The sequence below is a fragment of the Mangrovimicrobium sediminis genome, from assembly GCF_004745945.1.
In the GTDB taxonomy this organism is placed as follows: Bacteria; Pseudomonadota; Gammaproteobacteria; order Pseudomonadales; family Halieaceae; genus Mangrovimicrobium; species Mangrovimicrobium sediminis.
This window is the reverse complement of record NZ_SRLE01000014.1, coordinates 161,349-187,312: the sequence shown is the minus strand read 5'-3', so window position 1 is coordinate 187,312 and position 25,964 is coordinate 161,349. Positions and strand designations below refer to the sequence as shown.

24 protein-coding genes are annotated in these 25,964 nt (G+C 67.2%); 21 read left to right on the top strand and 3 right to left on the bottom strand.

Going from position 1 to position 25,964, the window contains the following annotated elements:
- The first annotated feature begins 29 nt into the window (after nucleotides 1-29).
- The 6 genes from E4634_RS19270 (at nucleotide 30) to E4634_RS19245 (ending at nucleotide 6,171) form a co-directional block, all read left to right on the top strand.
- Nucleotides 30-719, top strand: a complete 690-nt coding sequence (locus E4634_RS19270) for a hypothetical protein (RefSeq protein ID WP_135446304.1) — start codon at nucleotides 30-32, stop codon at nucleotides 717-719.
- On the top strand, nucleotides 716-1,789 hold the full coding sequence (locus E4634_RS19265; RefSeq protein ID WP_135446303.1) for a hypothetical protein: 1,074 nt from the start codon (nucleotides 716-718) through the stop codon (nucleotides 1,787-1,789). Before E4634_RS19270 ends, E4634_RS19265 begins: the two co-directional genes overlap by 4 nt.
- Before the next feature lie 14 nt (nucleotides 1,790-1,803).
- Nucleotides 1,804-2,580, top strand: coding sequence for a helix-turn-helix domain-containing protein (locus E4634_RS19260; protein ID WP_135446302.1), 777 nt, complete (start codon nucleotides 1,804-1,806; stop codon nucleotides 2,578-2,580).
- Nucleotides 2,580-4,796 (top strand): bifunctional 23S rRNA (guanine(2069)-N(7))-methyltransferase RlmK/23S rRNA (guanine(2445)-N(2))-methyltransferase RlmL, encoded by a 2,217-nt coding sequence (gene rlmKL, locus E4634_RS19255; protein ID WP_135446301.1) that lies wholly within the window; start codon nucleotides 2,580-2,582, stop codon nucleotides 4,794-4,796. Before E4634_RS19260 ends, rlmKL begins: the two co-directional genes overlap by 1 nt.
- 401 nt (nucleotides 4,797-5,197) lie before the next feature.
- Complete coding sequence (locus E4634_RS19250) at nucleotides 5,198-5,653, top strand: flavodoxin family protein (protein WP_135446300.1); 456 nt, start codon at nucleotides 5,198-5,200, stop codon at nucleotides 5,651-5,653.
- Between the two features lie 29 nt (nucleotides 5,654-5,682).
- A complete protein-coding gene (locus tag E4634_RS19245; protein WP_135446299.1) occupies nucleotides 5,683-6,171 on the top strand; it encodes a PaaI family thioesterase in 489 nt (162 codons plus the stop codon).
- 4 nt (nucleotides 6,172-6,175) lie between these two features.
- Here the strand turns inward: E4634_RS19245 and E4634_RS19240 are convergent, their stop codons facing one another.
- From E4634_RS19240 to E4634_RS19230, 3 genes are all read right to left on the bottom strand, one after another.
- Nucleotides 6,176-7,003, bottom strand: a complete 828-nt coding sequence (locus E4634_RS19240) for a sterol desaturase family protein (RefSeq protein WP_135446298.1) — start codon at nucleotides 7,001-7,003, stop codon at nucleotides 6,176-6,178.
- Nucleotides 7,003-8,073, bottom strand: coding sequence for a MarR family winged helix-turn-helix transcriptional regulator (locus E4634_RS19235; protein ID WP_135446297.1), 1,071 nt, complete (start codon nucleotides 8,071-8,073; stop codon nucleotides 7,003-7,005). Before E4634_RS19235 ends, E4634_RS19240 begins: the two co-directional genes overlap by 1 nt.
- 145 nt (nucleotides 8,074-8,218) lie before the next feature.
- On the bottom strand, nucleotides 8,219-9,103 hold the full coding sequence (locus tag E4634_RS19230; RefSeq protein WP_135446296.1) for a LysR family transcriptional regulator: 885 nt from the start codon (nucleotides 9,101-9,103) through the stop codon (nucleotides 8,219-8,221).
- Nucleotides 9,104-9,210: 107 nt separating this feature from the next.
- Between E4634_RS19230 and leuC the strand changes: the two genes are divergently transcribed.
- The 15 genes from leuC to E4634_RS19155 all read left to right on the top strand — a co-directional run bounded on the left by leuC (nucleotide 9,211) and on the right by E4634_RS19155 (nucleotide 25,958).
- Nucleotides 9,211-10,638 (top strand): 3-isopropylmalate dehydratase large subunit, encoded by a 1,428-nt coding sequence (gene leuC / locus E4634_RS19225; RefSeq protein ID WP_135446295.1) that lies wholly within the window; start codon nucleotides 9,211-9,213, stop codon nucleotides 10,636-10,638.
- Nucleotides 10,639-10,640: 2 nt separating this feature from the next.
- Nucleotides 10,641-11,288 (top strand): 3-isopropylmalate dehydratase small subunit, encoded by a 648-nt coding sequence (leuD, locus tag E4634_RS19220; RefSeq protein WP_135446294.1) that lies wholly within the window; start codon nucleotides 10,641-10,643, stop codon nucleotides 11,286-11,288.
- A gap of 41 nt (nucleotides 11,289-11,329) precedes the next feature.
- The gene (leuB, locus tag E4634_RS19215; RefSeq protein ID WP_135446293.1) at nucleotides 11,330-12,403 is read left to right on the top strand and encodes a 3-isopropylmalate dehydrogenase; all 1,074 of its coding nucleotides are present in this window, start codon (nucleotides 11,330-11,332) and stop codon (nucleotides 12,401-12,403) included.
- A gap of 96 nt (nucleotides 12,404-12,499) precedes the next feature.
- Entirely contained in the window at nucleotides 12,500-13,522 is a 1,023-nt protein-coding gene (locus E4634_RS19210; RefSeq protein WP_135446292.1) for an aspartate-semialdehyde dehydrogenase, read from the top strand.
- Between the two features lie 237 nt (nucleotides 13,523-13,759).
- Nucleotides 13,760-16,063, top strand: a complete 2,304-nt coding sequence (locus E4634_RS19205; RefSeq protein WP_135446291.1) for a FimV/HubP family polar landmark protein — start codon at nucleotides 13,760-13,762, stop codon at nucleotides 16,061-16,063.
- Entirely contained in the window at nucleotides 16,056-16,907 is an 852-nt protein-coding gene (gene truA / locus E4634_RS19200; RefSeq protein ID WP_206046955.1) for a tRNA pseudouridine(38-40) synthase TruA, read from the top strand. The genes E4634_RS19205 and truA overlap by 8 nt, the downstream gene beginning before the upstream one ends.
- Nucleotides 16,908-17,010: 103 nt before the next feature.
- On the top strand, nucleotides 17,011-17,664 hold the full coding sequence (locus tag E4634_RS19195; protein ID WP_135446290.1) for a phosphoribosylanthranilate isomerase: 654 nt from the start codon (nucleotides 17,011-17,013) through the stop codon (nucleotides 17,662-17,664).
- Nucleotides 17,654-18,874, top strand: a complete 1,221-nt coding sequence (gene trpB, locus E4634_RS19190; protein ID WP_135446289.1) for a tryptophan synthase subunit beta — start codon at nucleotides 17,654-17,656, stop codon at nucleotides 18,872-18,874. The genes E4634_RS19195 and trpB overlap by 11 nt, the downstream gene beginning before the upstream one ends.
- A gap of 11 nt (nucleotides 18,875-18,885) precedes the next feature.
- Nucleotides 18,886-19,707, top strand: coding sequence for a tryptophan synthase subunit alpha (gene trpA / locus E4634_RS19185; protein ID WP_135446288.1), 822 nt, complete (start codon nucleotides 18,886-18,888; stop codon nucleotides 19,705-19,707).
- Between the two features lie 50 nt (nucleotides 19,708-19,757).
- On the top strand, nucleotides 19,758-20,684 hold the full coding sequence (gene accD / locus E4634_RS19180; RefSeq protein ID WP_135446287.1) for an acetyl-CoA carboxylase, carboxyltransferase subunit beta: 927 nt from the start codon (nucleotides 19,758-19,760) through the stop codon (nucleotides 20,682-20,684).
- Nucleotides 20,677-21,969, top strand: a complete 1,293-nt coding sequence (locus E4634_RS19175; protein WP_135446286.1) for a bifunctional folylpolyglutamate synthase/dihydrofolate synthase — start codon at nucleotides 20,677-20,679, stop codon at nucleotides 21,967-21,969. The genes accD and E4634_RS19175 overlap by 8 nt, the downstream gene beginning before the upstream one ends.
- Nucleotides 21,962-22,597 (top strand): SPOR domain-containing protein, encoded by a 636-nt coding sequence (locus E4634_RS19170; protein WP_135446285.1) that lies wholly within the window; start codon nucleotides 21,962-21,964, stop codon nucleotides 22,595-22,597. Before E4634_RS19175 ends, E4634_RS19170 begins: the two co-directional genes overlap by 8 nt.
- Nucleotides 22,598-22,682: 85 nt before the next feature.
- Nucleotides 22,683-23,195 carry a CvpA family protein gene (locus E4634_RS19165; RefSeq protein WP_135446284.1) on the top strand — a complete coding sequence of 171 codons (513 nt, stop codon included), beginning with the start codon at nucleotides 22,683-22,685 and terminating at the stop codon, nucleotides 23,193-23,195.
- 19 nt (nucleotides 23,196-23,214) lie between these two features.
- On the top strand, nucleotides 23,215-24,738 hold the full coding sequence (gene purF, locus E4634_RS19160) for an amidophosphoribosyltransferase (RefSeq protein WP_135446283.1): 1,524 nt from the start codon (nucleotides 23,215-23,217) through the stop codon (nucleotides 24,736-24,738).
- A gap of 20 nt (nucleotides 24,739-24,758) precedes the next feature.
- Complete coding sequence (locus E4634_RS19155; protein ID WP_135446282.1) at nucleotides 24,759-25,958, top strand: O-succinylhomoserine sulfhydrylase; 1,200 nt, start codon at nucleotides 24,759-24,761, stop codon at nucleotides 25,956-25,958.
- Nucleotides 25,959-25,964 lie beyond the last annotated feature (6 nt).

The window sequence follows — 25,964 nt, the reverse complement described above, 5'->3', positions numbered from 1 at the left end:
ACACGCTCCTGGGTTACACTACGCGCCCTATGTCGATCCCCACCCACATTGCGTACCGCGCCCTGCTGGTTCTCGCCTGCAGCCTGCTGGCGGCCTGTGGCTCGAAGCCGCTGGTGCCGGTGCAGGTGGACGCCGCGCCGGTGGATTTTTCCGGAGACTGGGTGGTGGACCTCAAGCAAAGCGACAGCCTCGATGAAGCAGTGGGGCAGTTGTTCGGCGAACTCCAGCGCCAGGTGGAGCGCCAGGCCCAGGGGCTCGGTACCCCGACGGACGCCCGTATCTACGCCAATGCGCGTGGCCTGGAAGACCTCGTGCGCATGACTTACGTCGTGCTCGAGCCGGTGCTCCTGCACATCGACCAGCAGGAGAGCGGTATCACGGTCAAGCGCGAGGGCAGTTTCGCCCTGCAGTGCGACTTCGGCGCCGGCGTATCGACGCGCCGCGACTCGCCGCTGGGTGACGAGGACTGCGGCTGGCTGCGCGAACAACTGCTGTTCCGGGTTGCCCTGCCCGAGGGGTTGCGCATTGCCCACCGTTTCACCCTCGACCCTGCCGGCAACCGCCTGCAGGTTTACACGCAACTGCGCAGCCCGCAGGTCTCCGAGCCTTTCGGCGTGCGCCGGGTCTATGTGCGCTACGACCCCAGCCAGTCGGGCATTATCTGCCGGCAGACCCTGAGTAAAGGCAAGGTTTGCACTACCGAGCGGCCTGCCCAATGACCCTGGTGCGTTGGTGGTTCTGCTGTGTGTTCGGCCTGCTGCCCCTGCTGGCGCAGGCCCAGGTCTATCTCGACGTGGGCATCGTGGTATTCGACGAGGGGCTTCAGGCGCCCGTCAGCAGCGATGGCGAGAACGTCTTCCCCCGCATTCGCCGCGCCGAAGCGCTGTACATGCCCGTACAACTGCGGCGCATGCTGGAGGCCACCGGCGACTGGGGCGCCGTGCGCGTACTGCCCGACGACAGCCCGCTGGTCGACCTGACCGTGCACGGACGCATTGTCAGCGCCACCGGCCAGCGCCTGTCGCTGTTCCTGGAAGCGCGCGACGCCAGCGGCCGGGTCTGGCTGGCGCGCGAATACACGCAGGCGGCGAGTGCCGACACATACCCGGTGAGCGACGGTGACGAGCCCTTCGCCGGGCTCTATCGCGAGGTGGTCGACGACCTCGGGCGGATGCTGGCGAGCCTGTCCGTGTCGGACCTCGAGCAACTGCGCCTGGTCGCCAGCCTGCGCTACGCCCAGGGCCTGGCGCCGGAGGCTTTTGCCGGTTATCTCCAGGGCGGCGGCGACGCGCCCTGGGAGTTGCTGCGCGAACCTGCGGCGGACGACCCGATGCTGGCGCGGGTGGAGCGCGTGCGCCAGCAGGAATACCTGTTCGTGGATGTCGCGGACGAGCAGTACGGTGAACTCCACGACGCCATGGCCACAACCTATAACCTGTGGCGGCAGTACCGCTGGGAACAGGCCACCTACCGGGTGCAGTACGAGGAGCGCGTCGAACTGCGCGAGGACAACGACCGCCCGGGCAGCTATCCCTCCATGCTGCGCGACTACAACGCCTACCGCGCCTACCGCATCCAGCAGCAGGACCTCGACGAACTGGCCGGCGGCTTCAACAACGAGATCGAGCCCACCGTGGTGCAGACCCGCGGCCGGGTGTTCCGCCTCGGTGGCACTTTGCAGGCGCGCTACGATGAGTGGCGCCGGCTGATGCGCGAGATATTCCGCCTGGAGACCGGTCTGCCGCCGGAGGCCGCCGATGCGGGGCGTTCCGCGCCCGGGGTGGAATAGGCTATGCTAGCGCTATGGCCAAAGACGAACACTCCAGCGACTCGCTGCTCGACGCCCTGCGCCGGCTGACCGGCCAGGTCGCCGGGGGCACGCTCGAGCTCGCGCGCAGCACTGCCACCCTGACCGCGATGTTCGGCGAGACCTGGCTGCGCAATACCGTGCTCAACCAGCTCGAGCCGGAGCGCCAGGAGGCCATGCGTGAGGCCGGGGATTTCCTGCGCGACGCCCGCGAGACCGCCGGCCTCTCGGTCAAGGAAATGTCCGAGACCCTTGGCCTTTCCGACGGCAGCGTGCTGGAGGACGTCGAGCGCGGCAACACCATCATGCCGCTGGAGATGGTCCTGCGCAGCGCTTCGCTGCTGGCCCGCCACGACCCTATCCCGTTCCTGATCAAGTTCATGCGCACCTACAACCCGGCGCTGGAACAGACCCTGGAGCAATTGGGGGTGATGGCGCTGCCGCGGCAGTACGAGCGCGAGCGCCGCTTCGTCAATTTGTACCGCCAGCACGACGTGCTGCGCAGCTTCACGGACGAGGAGTACGAGCGCTTCATTCACTACATGGTCAGTTCCAGCAACCTCGTGGTCGACATGATGCAGCGCGAAAAAGAAGCGCGCACAGTACCGGCCGATGCCGACGCTGCTGAGTCCAAGACTGCCGGCGGCAAGCGCAGCACCGCGCGCCCCGCCGCGAAGGCCAGGGCGAAAGCCAAAGCGAAAACCACCACGACGCGGACCCGCTCGAGCTCGGGCACCAAGCGCAGCACCCCCAAATCACGTAAGAAAGCCTGATGACCAATCCCACACCGGCGGCCATCGACTGGTTCGCCGCCTGTCCCAGGGGGCTGGAGAGCCTGCTGGCGAGCGAACTGTCGGCGCTCGGCGCCGAGCACACCCGCGAGACCGTGGCCGGCGTGCACTTTTCCGGGCCGCGGGCGCTGGGTTATCGCGCCTGCCTGTGGTCGCGCCTAGCCAACCGTATCCTGCTGCCGATCGCCAGTTTCGATACCGATGAGGCGGACGCGCTGTACCAGGCGCTGCTCGGTGTCGACTGGAGTGCCTGGTTCGCGCCGAATCGCAGCTTCGCCGTGGATTTTTCCGGGCGCAGCGCCAGCATCCGCAACACCCAGTTCGGCGCCCAGCGCTGCAAGGACGCGGTGGTCGACTGGTTCTCCCGCCACGCCGGCCGCCGCCCGGCGGTGGACCGGCGCAGGCCCGACGTGCTGCTCAACGTGCATATCGCCAAGGGTCGTGCGGCGCTGGCCGTAGACATGGGCGGTGGTTCCCTGCACCTGCGCGGCTACCGCAGCCGCGGCGGCGCGGCACCGCTGAAGGAAAACCTCGCCGCGGCGGTGCTGCTGCGCGCCGGTTGGCCGGAGATGGCCGCCGCGGGCGGGGCCCTGATCGACCCCATGTGTGGTTCCGGGACCCTGTTGCTGGAGGGCGCGCTGATGGCGGCGGACGTCGCCCCGGCGCTGGGCCGCCCGCGCTTCGGCTTCGAGGCGCTGCTGGAACACAGCGCCGAGCAGTGGCGCATGATCCTCGCCGACGCCCGCGGGCGGGCCGAGCGCGGCCGCGCCGGCGAACTGCCGGAGATGCGCGGTTACGACGCCGACCCGGGTGCCGTGCGCCGCGCCCAGGAGAACATCGCCGCCGCCGGCCTGCAGAAGGCGGTGCGCGTCAGCTGCAAGCCCCTGGGTGCGCTGAAAAAGCCCACCCACCGACCGCTGCCGAGTGGGCTGTTGGTGTGCAACCCGCCCTACGGCGAACGCCTCGGCGAGAAATCCAGCCTGGTCTACCTGTACCGCGAACTGGGCGAGGTGATGGCGCGCGAATTCCCGGATTGGGAGGCCGCCGTGCTCACCTCGGACCTCGACCTCGGGCGCGCCACCGGCCTGCGCAGTCACAAGCAGTACGCTTTCTTCAACGGCCCCATCGAGACCCGCCTGCTGCTGTTCCACCTGGCGGGCAACGAGTTGCGCCAGGCACCGGCCGCGGTTGCCAGCGGGAACAACAATGGGGAAGGGCAGGGCGCTGCGCAGACTCCGCCCGGAGAGTTGAGCGAGGGCGCGGCGATGTTCGCCAACCGCATCCGCAAGAACCGGCGGCGGCTCAAGCCCTGGGTGAAACGCGAGCACATCGAGTGCTACCGCCTGTACGACGCCGACATGCCCGAGTACGCGGTCGCCGTCGACCTCTACGGCGACGCCGTGCACGTGGCGGAGTACCAGGCGCCATCGGGGGTCGACCCGGACGCGGCGGCGCGGCGCATGCAGGAAGTGATGTCCGCCCTGCCGGAGGCTCTCGGCGTGCCCGCGGCGCAGATCGCCTACAAGCAGCGCCAGCGCCAGCGCGGCACCGCCCAGTACGAGAAGCGCGACAACCGCGGCGAGTTCATCAGCGTGCGCGAGGGCCAGGCGAAACTGCTGGTCAACCTGCGCGACTACCTGGATACCGGACTGTTCCTGGACCACCGCCCGCTGCGCCTGCGCATCGCGCGCGAGGCCGAGGGCCGGGACTTCCTCAACCTGTTCTGCTACACCGGCAGCGCGACGGTGCACGCCGCCCTCGGCGGCGCTCGCTCGACCACCAGTGTGGACCTGTCCAACACCTACCTCGACTGGCTGCGCAAGAACCTGGCGCACAACGGGCTGGGCGAGGCGCGCAACCACCTGGTGCGGGCCAACTGCCTGGAGTGGCTGAGCACGGCGGCCGGGGACTACGACCTGATCCTGCTCGACCCGCCGTCGTTTTCCAACTCCAAGGCCATGGCGGGCACATTTGATGTGCAGCGCGACCATCCCGAACTGGTGCGCGCGGCAATGGCCTGCCTGCGCCCGGGCGGCGTGCTGTACTTCTCCAACAACCGCCGCGGCTTCCGCCTCGATCCGGGCCTGCAGGCGGAGTTCGCCTGCGAGGACATCACCGGCGAGACGCTGGATGAGGATTTTGCGCGCAACCGCCGCATCCACTGCTGCTTTCGCCTGGGCCATCGCCAGGCAGTGTGAGCGCTGTCACATTTCCCTCAAAAATATGAAACCTTTGCAGTCACGTGGCCTGCAGCGTTAGTGGTCACTCTGACACGTGTCCCGGAATTCTATCCACACCGGCACTTGACTTTCCGCCGGGACCGGTTTAGCCGTACTATTTTTCCATGCTTTCCCGACGATTTTCCTAAGTAATTGATTTAAGGTTTAAAAAGGTGCAGGCAAGGATTGTGTACTGAAATGGTGCAAGTATTGGGGTGGGGCCGTGGACAGCCCGGTGGACAACTTTTTCCCCACAGTTATCCACAGCCCGCCCTGTGGATAACTTGTTCCGAATCACCCTGCGACACGGGCGCCCCGGGCAAAGATGACAGTTTCTGGTAGCTTATCCTCCAATCCCGGCCCTGCTACGGTGATGTCCCATGACCGACCTGCTGATCGTCTACCACACCCAGAGCGGCACCTGTGCGCGACTGGCGCGCGCCGCGGCGCACGGCGCCGGCCGTGAATCCGGGGTCCGCGTACGCGTCCTGCGCGCCTGCGACGCCGGCGTGGCGGACCTCGCCGCCGCCGGCGGTCTGCTACTGGTGGCGGCGGAAAATGCCGGCTACCTGGCCGGGGGGATGAAGGAGTTTGTCGACCGGGTGTTCTACCCGGCCATCGAGCGCGGCATCACGCTGCCCTGTGCGCTGCTGGTGAGTGCCGGCAACGACGGCCGCAACGCCGTCGCCCAGTTGCAGCGTATCCTGTCCGGGATTCCCCTGGTCGAGGCCACCGAACCGGTGATCTGCCGCGGCGAGTGGGACGAGCAGGCCGGGTTGCGGGCCGGGGAACTCGGCGAGGCCTTTGCCGCGGGCCTGGCCATGGGTATTTTCTAGATGACGGCGACACCGCGGAAGGAGCAGGCATGACAGCACAGGACCAGGACCGGGAGCAGGTGCCCACGGATTTCGAGCCCATGCCCGGGGGCCTGGGCTTCATCGATGGCCTCGCCCCGCTGTACCGGCGACTGGCGGACGGCATCGTCGGCTTCGGCCTGCTGGTGGAGGCGCAGCACTGCAACTCCCTGGGCATCTGCCACGGCGGCGTGATCATGACTCTCGCCGACATCGCCGCCGCCAGCGGCGCGACCCTGCGCGCGGGGCGGCGCACCGGCGCGCCCACGGTGAACCTCAGCGTCGATTTCATCGGCGCCGGCAAACTCGGCCAGTGGCTGCATACGGAAATTGAGGGGGTGTCGACCAAGCGGCACTTCGGTTTCGCGCACGGTCGGGTGTGTCACGGGGAGCGGGTAGTGGCGCGCTTCAACGGCACCTTCTACTTTGCGGAACACACCGGGGTCGGGCCGCGTGGCGACGCCGTCCCCGGGATGTGGAGAGGGTTAAACCTGGATTGACGCCTCAGCCGGCCACCGGCTTGCCGCCGGCACCCGCGCCGCTGTTGCCGGCATTCTCACGCTTGTTCTTGCCCCAGCCCTGGCCCACGTCGTAGGTGCCGAACAGCCAATCGTAGAACAGTGAGATGGTGGCGAAGTTGCCCGCGGTGAAGCGCGCGTGGTGCACGTGGTGCATGAACGACATGTACTTGAGGTACTTGAACGGGAAGCGGTCGGACTCCTCGCTCATGCGGTCGTGGTTGTGCAGGTTGATTTCCGAGAACGCGATCCAGGTGATGACGATGGTGGCCACGTGGAAAGGCCCCATCATGGCCGCCAGCGCGCCGATGCTCGCACCGTACAGGCCCAGGCCCATGCAGGTCTCGATCGGGTTCAGGTAGTTGGAGTCCAGGCGGCAGGGGTTTTTCTGCTGGTGGTGGACCGCATGCACCCACATCAGCGGTCCCGGGCCGAAGCCGCCGTCGTGGAACAGGAAGCGGTGCACGAGGTAATAAAAGAAGTCATAGAACATCAGGATGATGAACATATCGAGCAGCATCTGCCAGATCGGCTGCGGCTCCAGCGTCAGGCAGAACGGCAGGATAAAGGTGAAGATGAACGCCGTGGTCAGCAGACCCCAGAACTTGCTGCGGTTCTGGATCGGGTTGTAGAAGCTCTTGGTGACCTGCTTCGCGGCAACCTCCTGGTTGAGACGGCGGGTCTCGCGGAAGGTCGGCACCAGCAGCACCACGTACCTGGCAAGTGCAGGAATCCCCAGTACGGCGATGAGCGCACCGAACGAGAGCAGCCACTCCCCGCGCTCGAGAATCGATGAAAGGAACGTGGTTTCCATTACGTGTCACCTCTTGTGATTGTCATTAAATGTTGGGCCAGGGTGCGCGCACCGGCGGTCCCCAGCTCCGAGATCAGGTAGTCGCCCAGTTGCTGGATCTTCTCCGGCAGCACGCTGGGTGGGTCAAACTCGTCGACCACCTGGAAATACAGTGTCGCCAGCGCCTCGTCCATGCACTGGTAGTCATCCGCGCCGAGCAGTTCGCGCAGTGCGGATTCGCGCTCGCGCACGGCGGCCTGCGAGGCATCCACCAGGCGCGTGCCCTCAGGTGACAGGCGCAGGACGATCTGCCGCTTGTCCTCCGGGTCCGCCTCGCGCACCACATAGCCGAGCCGTTCCAGCTCCAGCGAGGTGGCGGCGACCGCCTGCTTGCTGTGGCCGAGCACCGAGGCGATGTACTGCAGGCGCCGTCCCTCGCGATTGACCAGGCCGAGCAGCGGGCCGTGGCTGGTCTTCAGTCCGCCGAAACCGCGGCCGGCGATATCCTGGCCCAGCGAGCGGCGGAAGTAGGTGCTCAGCCCCGGCAGCAGCAGGGTCAGTCGCCGCGGGTGCGCCTGGTCCCGGGCGTCGGCCTGCAGGGCATGCAGTACCGGGATGTCCACGCCGAGCAGGCGTGCCGCGCGTTCCAGCACGCTGCCCAGGCGCTCCAGCTGTTCCTCGCCCAGGGTGGCGGCAAATTCGTCGTGCAACTGGTTGGTGCAGGCGATGCCCGCGCGCAGCAGGGCGGCGCCCTCGTCGGTCAGGCTGACCACCGTCGAGCGGCTGTCCCGCGGGTTGCGGCGGCGCGCGATCAGGCCCTGCTGCTCCAGCTCGCGCAGGGTGTTGCTGCAGGCCTGCTTGCTGATGCCGAGCTGCGCCGCCAGTTCCCCGGGGGAGTGCTCGCGCTCGGCCAGTAGCGACACAAAGCCCGAGTACGCCAGGCTCAGCTTGCCGTGGTTGGCGTCGTCGCAGGCCAGCATGGCCAGCGAGCGCTTCTCCACGAAGTGGGTCAGCACCATCAGGTGGGTGACCAGGCCGGGTCCTTCGAGGTAGCGGCGCGTGTCGATATTGAGGTTGGCGGGAGCGTCCATGGGATTAATGTAAACAAGCCTTGTCGATATAGTCAATAGTCGTGTACTAAACTGCGATGCGCATCACGCTTTGCCCGCGCGGCACCAGGCGCGGCGTGGGAACGGGTTCGGGTAGCCAGGTGGCGGTCGCCGCAGGGCGGCGGGGTCAGGCAGGGTTGTCGCCGTGGGCGCGGGTGGTGGCCATGAACGCCAGCGCCGCCCGCGACAGGCTGCGGCCGCGGTGGTAGGCGACGCCCAGGGTGCGCTCCATGGTGATGTCCGGCAGCTCGATCACCGCCAGCGAGGCGTCGCGCATGCTGCGCGGCAGGATGGTCCAGCCCAGGCCCACCGAGGCCATCATGCGGATAGTCTCCAGGTAGTTGGTGGCCATGGTGACCTGCAGCTCCAGCCCGCGGGCGTCGAACAGGCGCTTGATGATCTGCCCGGTATAGGTGTTCAGCCCGGGCAGGATCGCCGGGTGGTGGCTGAGACCATCGAGGTCCGGCGCCGTGGGGCTGTCCAGCAGCGGGTGATCGCGGGCGATCATCACCTCCAGCGGGTCGTGCCAAACGGGCACGCTGATCACGCTGGCCTCGTCGCTGGGGGAGAGCGTCACTACCGCCAGCTCGGCCTTGCCCTGGCCGATCAGTTCATAGGCCTGCTCGGAATCCATGAAGTCGATGTCGATATGCACCGCCGGGTATTCGCGGCTGAAACTGGACAGCACCGGCGGCAGGCGGTGCAGGCCGATGTGGTGGCTGGTGGCCAGGCGCAGGCTGCCGCCGACGGCGCCGGTGAGGTCACGCACCGACTGCGCCGCGGCGCGCAGTTCGCGCTCGACATTCTTGGCGTGAGGCAGCAGGGCGAGGCCCGCCTCGGTGAGGCCGATACTGCGCCCGATACGGTCGAACAGCTTGCTGCCCAGTTCTTCCTCCAACAGGGCCACGCGTTTGCTCACCGCGGGCTGGGTCAGGTGTAGCTGCTGCGCCGCCAGGGAGAACGAGCCGCTCTCCGCCACCAGCAGGAAGGCCTGCAGGTTCTGCAAATCCATATCTATTCCAATATTTTATCCATGCGATAAAAATAATAAATTTGAGTAATTGCGAGTGCAAGCCCATAATGCGCGCCTTCTAGTTATCTAGTCAGGCGAGGTGTCCCATGTCCGGGCAGACCCTTTACGACAAGCTGTGGCAGAACCATTTGATCGAGGCGCGCGACGACGGCAGCGCCCTCATTTATATAGACCTGCAACTGATCCACGAAGTGACCTCGCCGCAGGCCTTTGAGGGCCTGCGCCTGGCCGGGCGCAAGCCCTGGCGCCGCGACGCCATCCTCGCCGTGCCGGACCACAACATCTCCACCGACAGCGCCGAGCGCGCCGCCGGTGTCGCCGCCATCGCCGATCCGGTGTCGCGGCTGCAGGTACAGACCCTGGACGAGAACTGCGCCGACTTCGACCTGGTCAAGTTCGAGATGAACGACGTGCGCCAGGGCATCGTGCACGTGGTCGGTCCGGAGCAGGGTGCGACCCTGCCCGGCATGACCGTGGTCTGCGGCGATTCGCACACCTCCACCCACGGCGCACTCGGGGCGCTGGCCCACGGCATCGGCACCTCCGAAGTGGAGCACGTGCTGGCTACCCAGACCCTGATCCAGAAAAAAATGAAGAACATGCTGGTGCGCATCGACGGCCAGTTGCAGCCCGGTGTTACCGCCAAGGACGTGGCCCTGGCGGTAATCGGCAAGATCGGTACCGCTGGCGGTACCGGCTGCGCCATCGAGTTCGGCGGCCAGGTGATCCGCGATATGAGCATGGAAGGGCGTATGACCCTGTGCAATATGTCGATCGAGGCGGGCGCCCGTGCCGGCATGGTGGCGGTGGACGACACCACCATCGACTACGTGAAGGGTCGCCCCTACGCGCCAGCCGGCGAGATGTGGGACGTTGCGGTGAGTGCCTGGCGCGAGCTGCACTCGGACCCGGACGCGCAGTTTGACACGGTGGTGGAGCTTGCCGGCGAGGAGATCAAGCCGCAGGTGACCTGGGGCACCTCGCCCGAGATGGTTGTGCCCGTAGATGGCAGCGTGCCCGACCCGGCCGCATTCAGCGACGCCACCCGCCGCGCCGCCGCGACGCGCGCCCTGGAATACATGGGCCTCGCGGCGGGCACGCCGATCACCGACATCAAGCTCGACCGCGTGTTCATCGGCTCCTGCACCAACTCGCGCATCGAGGACCTGCGCGCCGCTGCGGCGGTAGTGAAGGGGCGCCGCGTGGCCGACAGCATCAAGCAGGCCATGGTGGTCCCCGGCTCCGGCCAGGTTAAGAAGCAGGCTGAGGCCGAGGGCCTGGACCGCATCTTTATCGACGCCGGCCTGGAGTGGCGCGAACCGGGCTGCTCCATGTGCCTGGCGATGAACGCCGACAAGCTCGGCGCCGGCGAGCACTGCGCCTCCACCTCAAACCGCAACTTCGAGGGGCGCCAGGGCTTTGGCGGTCGCACCCACCTGGTCAGCCCGGCGATGGCCGCGGCCGCTGCGGTGGCCGGTCATTTTGTCGATGTGCGCGACTGGAAGGAGGTATAAGCATGAAGGCATTTACTGTGGAGAACGGCCTGGTGGCGCCCATGGATCGCGCCAATGTCGACACCGACCTGATCATCCCCAAGCAGTTCCTGAAGTCGATCAAGCGCTCGGGCTTCGGCCCCAACCTGTTCGACGAGCTGCGCTACCTCGACGAGGGCCAGCCCGGGCAGGACTGCAGCGCGCGCCCGATCAACCCGGAGTTCCCGCTGAACTTCCCGCGCTACGCCGGTGCCTCCATCTTGCTGGCGCGTGAGAACTTCGGCTGCGGCTCCAGCCGCGAGCACGCCCCGTGGGCGCTGGAGGATTACGGCTTCCGCTGCATCATCGCGCCGAGTTTTGCCGACATCTTCTATAACAACTGCTTCAAGAACGGCCTGCTGCCGATCGAGCTGGACGTGCAGCTGGTCGACCGCCTGTTCGGGGAGATGTATGCCAGTGAGGGCTACCAGCTCACCGTGGACCTGCAGCGCCAGCGGGTGGTGACGCCGTCCGGTGAGGAAATTGCCTTCGAGGTGGACGCCTTCCGCCGCCACTGCCTGCTCGAGGGCCTGGACGATATCGGCCTGACCCTGCAGCGCGAGGATGCGATCCGCGCCTTCGAGGCGCAGTGGCGCGAGCGCTCGCCCTGGCTGTTCGACGCGATCCGCTAGTACGCGGTCGCGATTTTTACCGACAAACGACGGAAACACACATGAGCAAGAAAATCCTGATCCTGTCCGGCGACGGCATCGGCCCGGAGATCGTCAGCGAGGCGGTGAACGTGCTGCAGGCGGTGGATTGCAGTTTCGGGCTGGACCTCGAGCTGGAAGATGGCCTGCTGGGCGGCGCCGCGCTGGACGTGCACGGCGAGCCCTGCCCGCAAATCACCCTGGACCAGGCGCGCAGCGCCGAGGCGATCCTGCTCGGCGCGGTGGGTGGCCCGAAGTGGGATGCGGCGGAGCGCCAGCTGCGCCCGGAGCGCGGCCTGCTGAAGATCCGTTCGGAGCTGCAGTTGTTCGGCAACCTGCGCCCGGCGCTGCTCTACCCGCAGCTGGCCGACGCTTCGAGCCTCAAGCCCGAGGTCGTCGCCGGCCTGGATATCCTGATCGTGCGCGAGCTGACCGGCGGTATCTACTTCGGCGAGCCGCGCGGCATACGCACCCTGGACAACGGTGAGCGTGAAGGCTTCAACACCTACCGCTACAGCGAATCCGAGGTGCGCCGCATCGGTCACCTGGCCTTCGACGCAGCGCGCAAGCGCAACGGCCGCGTGTGCAGCGTGGACAAGGCCAACGTGCTCGAGGCTACGGTGCTGTGGCGCGAGGTGATGGACGAGCTGGCGCCGCAGTACCCGGATGTCGAGCTCAGCCACATGTACGTGGACAACGCCGCCATGCAACTGGTGATGCGGCCCAAGCAGTTCGACGTCATCGTCACCGGCAACATGTTCGGCGACATCCTCTCCGACGCCGCGGCCATGCTCACCGGCTCCATCGGTATGCTGCCCTCTGCGTCGCTGGATAAAGACGGCCGCGGCATGTACGAACCCTGCCACGGCAGCGCGCCGGACATCGCCGGCCAGGACAAGGCCAACCCGCTGGCCACCATCCTCTCGGTGGCGATGATGCTGCGCTACACGCTGGCCGCGCCGCAGGCAGCCGAGGCCATCGAGACCGCGGTCAGCCGCGTGCTCGACAGCGGCCTGCGCACCGCGGATATCGCCAGCGAAGGCATGCGGGTGGTCGGCACCCGTGAGATGGGCGCGGCGGTGCTCGCCGCGCTGTAGTTCCTGCGCCGCAGCGGCGGCGCCCCCGCCGGCACGGATTTCGCAATCGCAACAGGCAAAGACACAAAGATTCAGCATTCCAGGAGGAAGCAGACAATGAGCAAGCAATATGACGTGGCCGTGGTCGGCGCAACCGGCGCCGTGGGCGAAGTCATGATCGAGATTCTGGAGCAGCGGAATTTTCCGGTGCGCAACCTCTACCCGCTGGCATCCAGCCGATCCGCGGGCAAGACGGTGAAATTCCGCGGCAAGTCGGTGACCATCGGCGATCTCGCCGAGTTCGATTTCAGCCAGGCGCAGATCGGCCTGTTCTCCGCCGGCGGCAGTATCTCCGAGGAGTATGCGCCGAAGGCCGCGGCCGCCGGTTGTGTGGTTATCGACAACACCTCGCACTTTCGCCGCGATGCCGACATTCCCCTGGTGGTGCCGGAGGTCAACCCGGGCGCACTGGCGGACTATCCGAACCGCAACATCATCGCCAACCCCAACTGCTCCACCATCCAGATGCTGGTGGCGCTGAAGCCGATCTACGACGCCGTGGGTATCGAGCGCATTAACGTCGCCACCTACCAGGCCGTCTCCGGCACCGGCAAGGAAGCGATCGAGGAACTGGCGGGGCAGACCGCGCGCCTGCTCAACGGCCAGGAGATCGAGTGCGAGGTCTACCCCAAGCAGATCGCCTTCAACGCGCTGCCGCACATCGACACCTTCCAGGACAACGGCTACACCCGCGAAGAGATGAAGATGGTGTGGGAAACCCAGAAGATTTTCGGCGACGAGAGCATCCAGGTGAACCCGACCTGCGTGCGTATCCCGGTCTTCTTCGGCCACTCCGAGGCCGTGCATATCGAAACCCGCGAGAAGCTCAGCGCAGCGCAGGCACGCGAACTGCTGGCCGCGGCGCCGGGAGTGGTAGTGATGGACGAACACGCCGATGGCGGTTACCCCACCGCGGTGACCGAGTCCGCCGGACAGGACCCGGTTTTCGTCGGCCGCATTCGCGAGGACATCTCCCATCCGCGCGGTCTGGACCTGTGGATCGTCGCCGACAACGTGCGCAAGGGAGCGGCCCTGAACAGCGTTCAAATCGCGGAAAAACTCATTTCTGACTTTCTGTGATTAACTTCAGAAAACACAATAAGTTGCCTTGATATATGCCCATGGTTCACTGATACTTGGCTCGAGTTCGGGTCTGCAATCGGTGTGCCAGGGGCATTAAATTGGCGTTTTCACAGCACCGTCCGGAGGCTCTCACAGGAAGTCAGTCAAGACAGAAAGAGCGCCGGAACTCGCAGACATGGCATGGGACCGAGCCTTAGGGGGGCCGGTAGGGGAGAAGCAGGAAGATAATAAGGCATGGCTATGGCGCGTAAATTTTCTGCCGTTGTGTTTTCGCTGGGGTGTCTGCACGCGAGTTCCACGTATGCACTGGGACTCGGCGATCTGCAACTGGAATCCTTTCTCAACGAACCACTGCAGGCGAAGGTAGATCTGCTCAATGTAGGCAGTCTGCACGAGGATGAAATCATCGTGCGCCTTGCCACCCGCGCGGACTTCGACCGCATGGGGGTGGAGCGGGCCTACTTCCTCACCAGTATCAAGTTCGAGGTTAACCTCGATGCCAGTGGTCGTGGTTCCATCACCATGACCTCCGAGGACCCGGTCCTCGAACCCTACCTGGATTTCATCGTCGAAGCGCGCTGGCCCGATGGCCGCCTGCTGCGCGAATACACCGTGTTGGTAGATCCGCCGCTGTTTGAAACCGGTACCCCGGTGGTGTCGGCGAGCCAGCGCGTAGAGGAAGTCGAAGGTATTCCGGCCCCGGATTCTGCGGGAAAAAAGCCGGAGGGGGCGGCGGCGACTAGCGGCACTCGTGTCGATGTCAGGAAGTCGAACCTGGGCCCCGGGGAAATGCCGCAACGTGACTTCAATGCCCAAGCGGGTGACGCACCCCAGTCCGGCGGGCGCTACATGATCCACCGCGACGATACCCTGTGGCAGATCGCCGAGAGTTCGCGGCCGGAGGGCGCCTCCGTTCACCAGACTATGCTGGATATCCAGCGCCTGAACCCCGATGCCTTTATCAACGGCAACATCAACCAGATCAAGGCCGGCTTCATTATCTACCTGCCCAGCGCCGAGGACATCAGCTCCCAGGACCTAGAGGCTGCACTGGCCGAGGTGCGCGAGCAGAATGAGGCGTGGCAGGCCAGCCGTGGCCAGGAACCGGCGCCCAGCCGCCCGTCCCTGCGTATTTCCGCAGACCCGGCCGAGGAAGCCGCGGCACTGACCGGCGGTGCGACATCCTCGCGCGGCGGGGCCGGCGACAGCGCCGCCCTCGGCCAGGCGCGCTCGCAGATCGCGGAGATGGAAAACCAGGTTGACAGCCTGGAGCGCCTGGTCAGCCTGAAGGATGCCCAGATTGCCGAGTTGCAGGCTGCGCTGGCTGAGGCCGGTGTGGAAGCCGACGCGCTCCCCGTTGAAGAAGACCTGGGCGAGGAGCCCGCGCCCTACGACGACTACGACAGTGGGCTGGACAGTTACGACGAGGACGTGGACTCCGCGGTAGAGGAAGAGATATCACCTGCCGAGGAACCCGCCGCGGCCGCGCCGGCTGAGGAAAAGCCCGCCGCCGCCAAGCCCGAAGCCAAGCCCGAATCCAAGCCGAAGAAACTGCCGCCGGCCAAGGTGCCGCCGCCGAAAGAGTCCGGCTGGATGAGCTATGCCCTGTACGGCCTGGGTGCCCTGGTGCTGGCCATTCTCGGCCTGCTCTTCGTGCGCTGGCGTCGCTCCGGTGACGACGAAGTCGACGAGCCGGTGCGCGATGCCTTCGCCGACGTCAAACTCAAGACACCGCCGCCTGCACCGGCCCCGCAAGCGCCCGATCAGGAGCCGCTGGACGAGTTGCTCGACGACGACCTGCTCGACGACCCGTTCACCGACGAACTGGACACCGGTCCCGCGGATTCCTTCCTCGACCAGTCGCTGGAGCCGGCGGCCCCAGCCCTTGCCGATGAGGCGCCGTTAGCTGACTCCGAGGGCGGCGAGTACGCCTCCGATATGGATTCCGGCGATGCGCTGGCCGAGGCGGACATCTACATCGCCTACGGCCGCTACCCGCAGGCCCGCGAACTGCTCAAGAGCGCCCTGGCCAGCGAGCCGGAGAACACCGCCTACCGCCTCAAGCTGCTCGAGGCAGAACTGCAGCTGGGCAATCGCCCCGCCGCGCGCGAACAGCTCTACGAACTGGAGGCTCGCGGCGACGCTGCGGCCACCGCCCGCGCCCGTGAACTGCTGGGTGAAACCGACAATCAGTCCGAGCCCCCCGCGGGCCTGGCCGAGGAGATCGGCGGCGGACTGGAGTCGGATTTTGTCGGCCTCGAAATCGAGGGTACCGGCGGTGACGATACCATCGAGGACGACCTCGACCTGTCTGCGGATTTCCTCGACAGCCCGCTGGGCGACGATGACGATGAGGACGACGAAGACCTGGTGATCGCCGCCGACGCCAACGGCATGTCTACCAAGCTCGACCTGGCCCGTGCGTATATCGACATGGGTGACGAGGACGGCGCCCGCCAGATCCTCGAGGAAGTGGTCGCCGAGGGCTCCGAGGAGAATCGCAGCGAAGCGCAGGCATTGCTGGACCGCATTGACTGACGAGCAGTCCCCCCGCAGTGCGCGCAGCCTGCCCGCAGGCGCGCGCATCGCCTGCCGCATCGAATACAACGGCGCCCACTACCGCGGCTGGCAGAGCCAGCCCGATCCCGCAGCTCCCACCGTACAACAGGCCCTCGAGGCGGCGCTCACCGCAGTTGCCGCCGCGCCCGTGCGTGTGCATTGCGCCGGCCGCACCGACACCGGCGTGCACGGCCACTGCCAAATCGTGCACTTCGACGCCCCCAGTGCGCGGCCACCCCGGGCCTGGGTGCTGGGCGGCAACGCCAACCTGCCCGAGGATGTACGCGTGCACTGGGCGCAGGCGGTGGACGCGGAATTCCACGCGCGCTTCTCCGCCCTTGCGCGCCGCTACCGCTACCTGATCGCCAACACGCCGGTGCGCCCGGCCCTGCTCGGCGGGCAACTCACCTGGTACCGCCACCCGCTGGATGCCGCGCGGATGCACGGGGCGGCGCAGGCGCTGCTCGGCGAGCAGGACTTTTCTGCCTTTCGCGCGGCCACCTGCCAGTCGCCCACGGCGATGCGCAACGTCCATGCCGTCAGCGTGTTCCGCCGCGGCGACATCGTGGTGGTCGATATCCAGGCCAACGCCTTCCTGCACCACATGGTGCGCAATATCGTCGGCTCCCTGCTGGCGGTGGGCAGCGGGCGCCAGAAGCCGCAGTGGATCGCCGATCTCCTGCGCGGCCGCGACCGCACCGTCGCCGCCGATACCGCCCCCGCAGCGGGCCTGTACCTGGTCGACGTACTCTACCCGGCGCAGTTCGGCCTGCCGCCGACACCGCCCGGTCCGCTGCTGCTGGGCGCGGACGTGTCTTCCTAGCAGCGCGGCGTTACCGGGTACCCCGCGCTGGCGCTGTACAGACAGCGCGCGGGGCTTCTGCTATCATGCGCGGCCTTAAAACCGGCTCACCCTGGAGTCCATTTTGGCGCGCACGCGTATCAAGATCTGTGGCATTACCCGGACCGAGGATGCGCTGGCCGCCGTAGAGGCGGGCGCCGATGCTATCGGGCTGGTGTTCTACCCGCCCAGCCCCCGGGCAGTGAGCCTGGACCGGGCCCGCGAGATCGCCGCCGAGGTTCCCGCGTTCGTGACCCTGGTCGGCCTCTTCGTCGATGCAGACGCCGCGCAGGTTGAACAACTGGCCGCCGCATTGTCGCTGGGACTGCTGCAATTTCACGGCGAGGAATCGCCCGCCTTCTGTGCGTCGTTCGGTCGGCCCTGGATCAAGGCGTTGCGCTGTCGCGAAGGCATCGACCTGCCGCGCGCGAGTCGCGACTACGCCGGCGGCCGCGGCCTGCTGCTCGACGCCTGGCAGGAGGGCGTGCCGGGCGGCACCGGCAAGACTTTCGACTGGCGCATGGTGCCACCGGACCTGCCGCTGCCCGTGGTGCTCGCCGGTGGCCTCAACGCCGGCAATGTGGGCACGGCGATCGCCGCGATGTCGCCCTGGGCGGTGGATGTCAGCGGCGGGGTGGAAGCCGCGCCGGGGGTGAAGGACACCGCCGAAATACAGCGTTTTATCGCCGCGGTACGCGCCGCGGACCAACAGCAAGTGGACGAGCAAGATGAACAGTGAAGCAAACCAGAAGCCGTTTGCGGCGGTGCCCGATGAGCACGGCCGCTTCGGGATCTACGGTGGCCGCTTTGTCGCCGAAACCCTCATGTCCGCCCTGGACGAACTGGAAGCGCTGTACGTGCGCCTGCGCGACGACGCCGAATTCCAGCGCGAGTTCGACGAGGACCTGGCGCACTACGTGGGCCGTCCCTCGCCGCTGTATCACGCGACGCGCTGGTCCGACCAGATCGGCGGAGCGCGCATCTACCTCAAGCGTGAGGACCTCAACCACACCGGCGCGCACAAGGTGAACAACACCATCGGCCAGGCGCTGCTGGCCAAGCACATGGGCAAGAAGCGGGTGATTGCCGAGACTGGCGCCGGCCAGCACGGCGTGGCCACCGCCACCGTCGCTGCGCGCCTGGGCCTGGAGTGCCAGGTGTTCATGGGCGAGGAGGACGTGCACCGCCAGGCGCTCAACGTCTATCGCATGAAGCTGCTCGGCGCCGAGGTGATCCCGGTGAAGTCCGGCTCGCGCACGCTGAAGGACGCGATGAACGAGGCCATGCGCGACTGGGTGACCAACGTCGACGACACCTTCTACATCATCGGCACCGTCGCCGGCCCGCATCCCTATCCGATGCTGGTGCGCGACTTCCAGTGCGTGATCGGCCGCGAGGCCCGCGCCCAGTGCCTGGAACAGACCGGGCGCCTGCCCGACGCGCTGGTCGCCTGTGTTGGCGGCGGCTCCAACGCCATCGGCCTGTTCCACCCGTTCCTCGACGATACCTCGGTAGCCATGTACGGCGTGGAGGCGGGCGGCCACGGCCTGGCGTCCGGCCAGCACGCGGCGCCGCTGTCCGCCGGTACCCCCGGTGTACTGCACGGCAACCGCACCTACCTGATGCAGGACGTCAACGGCCAGATCATGGATACCCACTCGGTGTCCGCCGGCCTCGACTACCCCGGCGTCGGCCCCGAGCACAGCTGGCTCAAGGACATCGGCCGCGTGAACTACGTTGCCGCCAACGACGACGAAGCGCTCAAGGCCTTCCACGCCCTGACCCGCATCGAGGGCATCATGCCCGCGCTGGAGAGCAGCCATGCGCTGGCCTATGCGCAGAAGCTGGCCGCCGACATGAGCCCTGAACAGAACATCGTGGTCAACCTGTCCGGTCGCGGCGACAAGGACATCCATACCGTCGCGCAGATCGACGGCATCGAGTTGTAGGAGAACACAGCGTGAGTCGAATTGCCGGACGTTTCGAGGAGCTGGCGCGCGCCGGTCGCAAGGCCCTCATTCCCTACATCGTCGCCGGAGACCCGGACCTCGCCTCCACCGTGCCGCTGATGCATGCGCTGGTGGAAAACGGCGCGGACATCATCGAGCTGGGCGTGCCGTTCTCCGACCCCATGTCCGAGGGGCCGGTGATCCAGCAGGCCCACGAGCGGGCTCTGGCCGGCGGCACCAGCCTGCGCGACGCCCTCGAGGTGGTACGTACCTTCCGCGAGAAAGACACCACCACCCCGGTGCTACTGATGGGCTACGCCAACCCGGTCGAGCACATGGGCTATGCGGCCTTCGCCGACGCCGCCGCGGCGGTGGGCCTGGACGCGCTGCTCACCGTGGACATCCCGCCGGAGGAGGTCGAGCAGGTCAACGCCGAACTGCACCGGGTGGGCATGGACAACATCTTCCTGGTCGCCCCGACCACGCCTGAGGCGCGCATCGCGCGCATCGTCGCCCAGGCCAGCGGCTTCATCTACTACGTGTCGCTCAAGGGCGTGACCGGTGCCGGGCACCTGGACACCGTCGATGTCGCCGAGCACGTGGCGCGCATTCGCGCCGCCAGCGCACTGCCGGTGGCGGTGGGCTTCGGAATCCGCGATGCGGACTCCGCCGCGTCGGTGGCCAGTGTGGCCGACGGCGTGGTGGTGGGCAGCGCGCTGATTCGCGCCATGGCCGATGCCCTGGACGGCGGGGCCGATCACGCGGCGGCGGGGGCGGTGGCCTGCGCACTGCTGGCAGATATTCGCGCCGGGGTGGACCGGGCCGCTTCCTAGAGCGCCGCTCACGTTCTATACTCGTTTCTTGCAGTGGGGTGGGGAAAAGCATGAGCTGGATAGACAAGATTTTACCGTCCGGGGTGAGCAAGGCGGAGGGCCAGAAACGCGCCAGCGTTCCTGAGGGGCTGTGGAAGAAGTGCCTGAAATGCGATGCGGTGCTGTATCGCCCGGACCTCGAGCGCAACGGTGACGTCTGTCCCAAGTGCGATCACCACATGCGCATCGGCGCCCGGCGCCGCCTCGATTTGTTCCTCGACGCCGAGGGCCGCGAGGAAATCCTCACCGAGGTGGAGCCCGTCGACCGCCTCAAGTTCAAGGACAAGAAACGCTACCGCGACCGCCTCAGTGCGGCGCAAAAATCCACCGGTGAAAAAGACGCCCTGGTCGCCATGCGCGGCAACTTGCTGGGCATGCCGCTGGTGTGCGTGGCCTTCGAGTTCAATTTCCACGGCGGTTCCATGGGTAACGCGGTGGGCGAGAAATTCACCCGCGCGGCGAAGCTGGCCATGGAACTCGGCGTCCCCATGGTGTGTTTCTCTGCCTCTGGCGGCGCGCGCATGCAAGAGGCGCTCATCTCCCTCATGCAGATGGCCAAGACCAGCGCCGTCCTCGAGCGCATGAAGCTGATGGGCGTGCCGTTCATCTCGGTAATGACCGATCCGGTCTACGGCGGCGTATCCGCCTCCCTGGCCATGCTCGGCGACATCAACATCGCCGAGCCCGACGCCCGTGCGGGTTTCGCCGGCCCCAATATCATCGAGCAGACCATCCGCCAGAAGCTGCCCAAGGGCTTCCAGCGCAGCGAGTTCCTGCTCGAGCACGGCGCTATCGACATGATCGTCCCCCGCGGCGAGATGCGCGAGACCATCGGCCGCCTGCTGGCCAAGCTGGGCGACCTGCCCGCACCGGACGTCGAGTTGGTACCCGAAGTCGAAGTCGAGACGGAAGAGGCTGACGACGCCGGGGATGAGTAACACCCCACTCGCGCGGTGGCTGCAATACCTGGAGACCCTCCACCCTGACCCCATGGACCTGGGCCTGGCCCGGGTCGGCGCCGTGGCGCGGGCGATGGGCCTGCTGCCGGTGACGGTACCGGTGGTGACCGTAGCCGGCACCAACGGCAAGGGCACCACCGTCGCGGTGCTGGAATCCCTGCTTACCGAGTGCGGCCGCCGGCCGGGGTCGTTCACGTCCCCGCACCTGCTGCGCTTCAACGAGCGCATTCGCCTGGCCCGCGGTGAGGTCGACGACGCGTCCATCATCGCCGCCTTCGAGGCCATCGATGCCGCGCGTGGCGAGACCACGCTCACCTATTTCGAGTTCGCCCTGCTCGCTGCACTGTGGGTGTTCCGCGAACTGGGCGCGGATGTCATCGTGCTCGAAGTGGGCCTGGGCGGACGCCTGGATGCCGCCAATATCGTCGACGCCGACGTCGCGGTGATCACCAGTATCGACCTCGACCACCAGCAGTGGCTGGGGCACACCCGAGAGCTTATCGCGGTGGAGAAGGCCGGTATCCTGCGCCCCGGAAAGACGGCGATCATCGCCGACCCGCAGCCGCCGGCATCGCTGCTGGCGGCCGTAGAGCGCATCGGCGCCGAGCCGGTGTACCAGCTGGGGGCGGATTTCGGCTGCGCCGACAGCCACGCAGCCACGGCATTCGAACTGATGCCGTGCGCGGGCGGGGCGCCGGTCCTGCTGCGCGCCGCAGTGGGCGCCCTGTTGCCGGCGAATGTCGCCGCGGCGGCCCAGGCCGCGTTGGCCCTGGGTGCAGACTTCGACGACGCGGCACTGGCCCGGGCGATTGCCGCCGCGCCACTGCGCGGGCGTCGCGAGAGGTTGCAGCTGGGCGGCTACGACTTCCTGCTGGACGTCGCCCACAACCCGGCGGCGGTGGCGCGGCTGGTGGAAAAACTCGACGCCGGTCATTGTGACGGCCGGCGGATTGCTATATTTTCCGCGATGCACGACAAGGCCGTCGGCGAGATGCTCAGCCTGTGCGCCGGGCGCTTCGATTACTGGTTGTTTCCCGACCAGCCGGACAACCCGCGGGCCATGCCCGCCCGGGAGGCCGCCAGCCTGCTGGGGCAGGGCCAGGGCGAGCACGAGCTGTGCGCCGACCTGCCCGCCGCCGCGGCGCGCTGCCTCGAGCTGCTGACGCCGCGCGACCAGGCCGTGGTGTTCGGCTCCTTCTATACCCTGGCGGGCGTGCTGCCGGCACTGGAACGAGACCTGGGGGACATGGCGAGGGATGAATAACGTACTCAAGCAGCGCCTGGTCGGAGCCCTGATCCTGCTCGCCCTGGGCGTGGTGTTCTGGCCTATCATCTTCGTCGAGCCGGGCGCCCCCAGCGGTAGCGCGGTGCGCGAGGCACCGCCGCCCCCGGCCATCGATACCGCTCCCGTACCGCCGCCGGACCGCGCCGGCCTGCGCGTCGCTGCGCCCCACGACGAGGCCCAGCGCGCCGCCCTCGGTGACGCCATGCCGGTGGACGCCCTGCCGGATGCCAACAGTCCCGCCGACACTCCGGCAAGCTCCGCAGAGGTAGAGGAGGAGCCTCCGTCTCCCGCGGTCGCCGCCCTGCCCGAACCGGGCAGCACACGCACCGAGCCGCCGCAGCCGACCGCCCTGGACGAGCAGGACATCCCCATCGCCTGGGTGCTGCAGGTCGCCTCGGTGAGCGAGGCCCAGCGCGCCGATGCGCTGCGCGCGCAACTGGTCGAGCTCGGCCACAAAGCCTACGTGAAGAAGGTGTTCAGCGGCGGCAAGGCCCTGTACCGGGTGTGTATCGGGCCCAAGGTGGAGAAATCCCGCCTGGAGGCCATCCGCGGTGGCATCGACAGCGAGTTCGGCGTCAAGTCGCTGGTCGTCAGGTATTATCCTTGAGCCTCCGCAGTCGTGATCTTTTCCCGAAAGAGTTTTTTCCGCGGCCGCCCGCGTTTGTTAGAATGCGCCCCAATGACTGGCGAGCATGTTTGATCCGGCTGCCCTGACCGCCCTCGACTGGGTGATCCTGGTGGTGCTGGGCATTTCCACCTTGCTCAGCCTGTGGCGCGGCTTCGTGCGCGAGGCGCTGTCGCTGCTGGGTTGGGTGGCCGCCTTCGTGGTGGCACACGCCTTCGTGGATCGTCTCGCACTGGCGCTGGCCGAGGCCATCGGCAACCCCACGGGGCGCTACGTGGTGGCCTACGCCCTGCTGTTCGTGGCCACGCTGGTGGTGTTCACCGTGATCGTGCGGCTGGCGGCCGGGCTGGTGCGGCTGGCCGGGCTGAGCGTGCTGGATCGACTGCTGGGCACGGTATTCGGCCTCGCCCGCGGCGTCATCATCATTCTTGCGCTGGCCTGGGTGGCGCAGCAGCTGGCCCCGGCGCAGTACCAGCAGGTGGTGCATCAATCCGTGCTGATGCCACAGATTGTGCTGCTGGTGGACTGGGTGCAGGCGGTATTCGCCAACGCGCCCCCCGGCGCACCGATAGTGACTTGAAAACCGAGGTGAAAGCCCGATGTGTGGCCTGGTTGGAATCGTAGCTGAACACGACGTCGCCCCCGACATTTACGACGCGCTGACGGTGTTGCAGCACCGCGGGCAGGATGCCGCCGGCATCATGACCTGCGAGTTCGGGCGCTTCAGCCTGCGCAAGAGCGAGGGCCTGGTGCGCGACGTGTTCCGCCAGCACCACATGCAGCGCCTGCAGGGCACGGTCGGCATCGGCCATGTGCGCTACCCCACCGCCGGCAGCTCCGGCCCGGCGCTGGCCCAGCCCTTCTACGTCAACTCGCCCTACGGCATCGCCATGGTGCACAACGGCAACCTGACCAACGCCAACCAGCTGGCCCGGGAGCTGTTCCAGGACGACCTGCGCCACCTCAACACGGATTCCGATTCCGAGGTGCTGCTCAATATTTTCGCCCACGAATTGCAGACCCTGGGCAAGCTCTCGCCGCGCGCCGACGACATCTTCAAGGCGGTGGACGCGGTGCACCGGCGCTGCCGCGGCGGGTATGCGGCGGTGAGCCTGATCGTCAATTACGGCATCGTCGGTTTCCGCGACCCGCTGGGTATCCGCCCGCTGGTGGTCGGCGAGCGGCGCAACGCCGCCGGCGGCAAGGAGTACATGATGGCCTCCGAGAGCGTGGCGCTGGATGTGCTCGGCTTCAAGCTGCTCGGCGACGTCGCCCCCGGCGAAGCGGTGTTCATCGACATGCAGGGCAACCTGCACCGGCGCCAGTGCGCCGAGCACACCGAGCTGCGCCCGTGCATTTTCGAGCACGTCTACTTCGCCCGCCCGGACTCGATGATGGACGAGATCTCGGTGTACAAGACGCGCATGCGCCAGGGCGCGACCCTGGCCGCCAAGGTGCGCCGCGAACAGCCGGACCTGAAGATCGATGTGGTCATCCCGATCCCGGATACCAGCCGCATCGCCGCGCAGTCCATGGCCTATGAACTCGGCATCAAGTTCCGCGAGGGCTTCATGAAGAACCGCTATATCGGGCGGACCTTCATCATGCCCGGGCAGAACCAGCGCAAGAAATCGGTGCGCCAGAAGCTCAACCCGGTACCCCTGGAATTCAGCGGCAAGAACGTGATGCTGGTGGACGACTCCATCGTGCGCGGCACCACCTGCCGGCAGATCATCCAGATGGCTCGCGATGCCGGTGCCGCACAGGTGTTCTTCGCCTCGGCGGCGCCGCCGGTGCGCTACCCCAATGTCTATGGCATCGACATGCCCTCGGCCTCCGAACTGATCGCCTACGGGCGCACGGAAGAGGAAGTGTGCGAGCTGATCGGCGCCGACTGGCTGGTCTACCAGGACCTCAAGGACCTCATCGCCTGCTCGCGCGAGGGCAACCCGCACGTCGATGCCTTCGAGTGCTCGGTGTTCTCCGGCGAGTACCCCACCGGCGATGTCGACCAGGCCTATCTCGACCAGCTGGACGCCGCGCGCAACGACGAGGCCCAGTGCGCCCAGCGCGCCTCCCTGCAGGAAGAGGGCGCGGTAGTGGGAATCCACAACAATGTCTGAGCCCTGCACGAACTGAAGCGATGACCGATTCTCCCGACGACCCGCTGGCGGGCGCGCAGCTCGACACGCTGGCTATTCGCGCCGGTATCGAGCGCACCCACGAGGGTGAGCACGCCGAGCCGATCTTCGCCACCTCCAGCTACGTCTTCCCCAGCGCGGCGGAGGCGGCCGCGCGCTTTGCCGGCGAGCAGCCGGGCAACGTCTATTCGCGCTACACCAACCCGACCGTACGCAGCTTCGAGCAGCGCATCGCCGCGCTCGAGGGCGGCGAGGCCGGGGTCGGCACCGCCTCCGGCATGTCGGCGATCCTGTCCACCGCCATGGCCCTGCTCAAGGCCGGCGACCACGTGATCTGCTCGCGCGACGTGTTCGGCACCACCACCAACCTGTTCGGCAAGTACATGGCGAAATTCGGTGTCGAGGTGACCAGCGTGCCGCTGCTGGATATCGCGGCCTGGCAGGCGGCGATGCGCCCGAACACCGCCATGCTGTTCCTGGAAACCCCGAGCAACCCGCTGTGCGAGGTGGCGGACATCGCCGCCATGGCTGCGCTGGCTCATGCAGGCGGCGCGCTGCTGGTGGTGGACAACTGTTTTTGTACTCCGGCGCTGCAAACCCCGCTGGCCCTGGGCGCGGACATCGTCGTGCACTCGGCGACCAAGTTCCTGGACGGCCAGGGCCGCTGCGTGGGCGGTGCCGTGATCGGCAGCGAAGAACACATGACCGAGGTGGTGACCTTCCTGCGCACCTGCGGCCCGACCATGAGTCCGTTCAACGCCTGGGTGTTCCTCAAGGGCCTGGAAACCTTGCGCCTGCGTATGGAGGCCCACAGCGCCGCGGCGCTGGACCTGGCGCACTGGCTGCAGGCTCGCGACGCGGTGGTGCGCGTGAACTACGCGGGTCTGCCCACGCACCCGGGGCACGCGCTGGCCGCGCGCCAGCAGCGCGCCTTCGGCGGGGTGCTGTCCTTCGAGGTCGCGGGCGGGCAGGACGAGGCCTGGCGCTTCATCGACGCCACGCGCATCTTCTCGCTCACCGCCAACCTCGGCGACACCAAGTCGACCATCGTGCACCCGGCCACCACCACCCATGGCCGCCTGAGCGATGAGCAGCGCGAGGCGGCGGGCATCCGCCCCGGCCTGGTACGCCTGTCCGTCGGCCTCGAGGCTCTCGACGACCTCAAGGCCGACCTGCAACGGGGGTTCGACGCAATCGCTTGAGGGTGA

What these genes read in the sequence shown, in the direction of transcription:
- E4634_RS19270 (WP_135446304.1), top strand. Translation starts at nt 30, where the DNA reads ATGTCGATCCCCACCCACATTGCGTACCGCGCCCTGCTGGTTCTCGCC.
- E4634_RS19265 (WP_135446303.1), top strand. Translation starts at nt 716, where the DNA reads ATGACCCTGGTGCGTTGGTGGTTCTGCTGTGTGTTCGGCCTGCTGCCC.
- E4634_RS19260 (WP_135446302.1), top strand. Translation starts at nt 1,804, where the DNA reads ATGGCCAAAGACGAACACTCCAGCGACTCGCTGCTCGACGCCCTGCGC.
- rlmKL (WP_135446301.1), top strand. Translation starts at nt 2,580, where the DNA reads ATGACCAATCCCACACCGGCGGCCATCGACTGGTTCGCCGCCTGTCCC.
- E4634_RS19250 (WP_135446300.1), top strand. Translation starts at nt 5,198, where the DNA reads ATGACCGACCTGCTGATCGTCTACCACACCCAGAGCGGCACCTGTGCG.
- E4634_RS19245 (WP_135446299.1), top strand. Translation starts at nt 5,683, where the DNA reads ATGACAGCACAGGACCAGGACCGGGAGCAGGTGCCCACGGATTTCGAG.
- E4634_RS19240 (WP_135446298.1), bottom strand. Translation starts at nt 7,003, where the DNA reads ATGGAAACCACGTTCCTTTCATCGATTCTCGAGCGCGGGGAGTGGCTG.
- E4634_RS19235 (WP_135446297.1), bottom strand. Translation starts at nt 8,073, where the DNA reads ATGGACGCTCCCGCCAACCTCAATATCGACACGCGCCGCTACCTCGAA.
- E4634_RS19230 (WP_135446296.1), bottom strand. Translation starts at nt 9,103, where the DNA reads ATGGATTTGCAGAACCTGCAGGCCTTCCTGCTGGTGGCGGAGAGCGGC.
- leuC (WP_135446295.1), top strand. Translation starts at nt 9,211, where the DNA reads ATGTCCGGGCAGACCCTTTACGACAAGCTGTGGCAGAACCATTTGATC.
- leuD (WP_135446294.1), top strand. Translation starts at nt 10,641, where the DNA reads ATGAAGGCATTTACTGTGGAGAACGGCCTGGTGGCGCCCATGGATCGC.
- leuB (WP_135446293.1), top strand. Translation starts at nt 11,330, where the DNA reads ATGAGCAAGAAAATCCTGATCCTGTCCGGCGACGGCATCGGCCCGGAG.
- E4634_RS19210 (WP_135446292.1), top strand. Translation starts at nt 12,500, where the DNA reads ATGAGCAAGCAATATGACGTGGCCGTGGTCGGCGCAACCGGCGCCGTG.
- E4634_RS19205 (WP_135446291.1), top strand. Translation starts at nt 13,760, where the DNA reads ATGGCTATGGCGCGTAAATTTTCTGCCGTTGTGTTTTCGCTGGGGTGT.
- trpB (WP_135446289.1), top strand. Translation starts at nt 17,654, where the DNA reads ATGAACAGTGAAGCAAACCAGAAGCCGTTTGCGGCGGTGCCCGATGAG.
- accD (WP_135446287.1), top strand. Translation starts at nt 19,758, where the DNA reads ATGAGCTGGATAGACAAGATTTTACCGTCCGGGGTGAGCAAGGCGGAG.
- E4634_RS19175 (WP_135446286.1), top strand. Translation starts at nt 20,677, where the DNA reads ATGAGTAACACCCCACTCGCGCGGTGGCTGCAATACCTGGAGACCCTC.
- E4634_RS19170 (WP_135446285.1), top strand. Translation starts at nt 21,962, where the DNA reads ATGAATAACGTACTCAAGCAGCGCCTGGTCGGAGCCCTGATCCTGCTC.
- E4634_RS19165 (WP_135446284.1), top strand. Translation starts at nt 22,683, where the DNA reads ATGTTTGATCCGGCTGCCCTGACCGCCCTCGACTGGGTGATCCTGGTG.
- purF (WP_135446283.1), top strand. Translation starts at nt 23,215, where the DNA reads ATGTGTGGCCTGGTTGGAATCGTAGCTGAACACGACGTCGCCCCCGAC.
- E4634_RS19155 (WP_135446282.1), top strand. Translation starts at nt 24,759, where the DNA reads ATGACCGATTCTCCCGACGACCCGCTGGCGGGCGCGCAGCTCGACACG.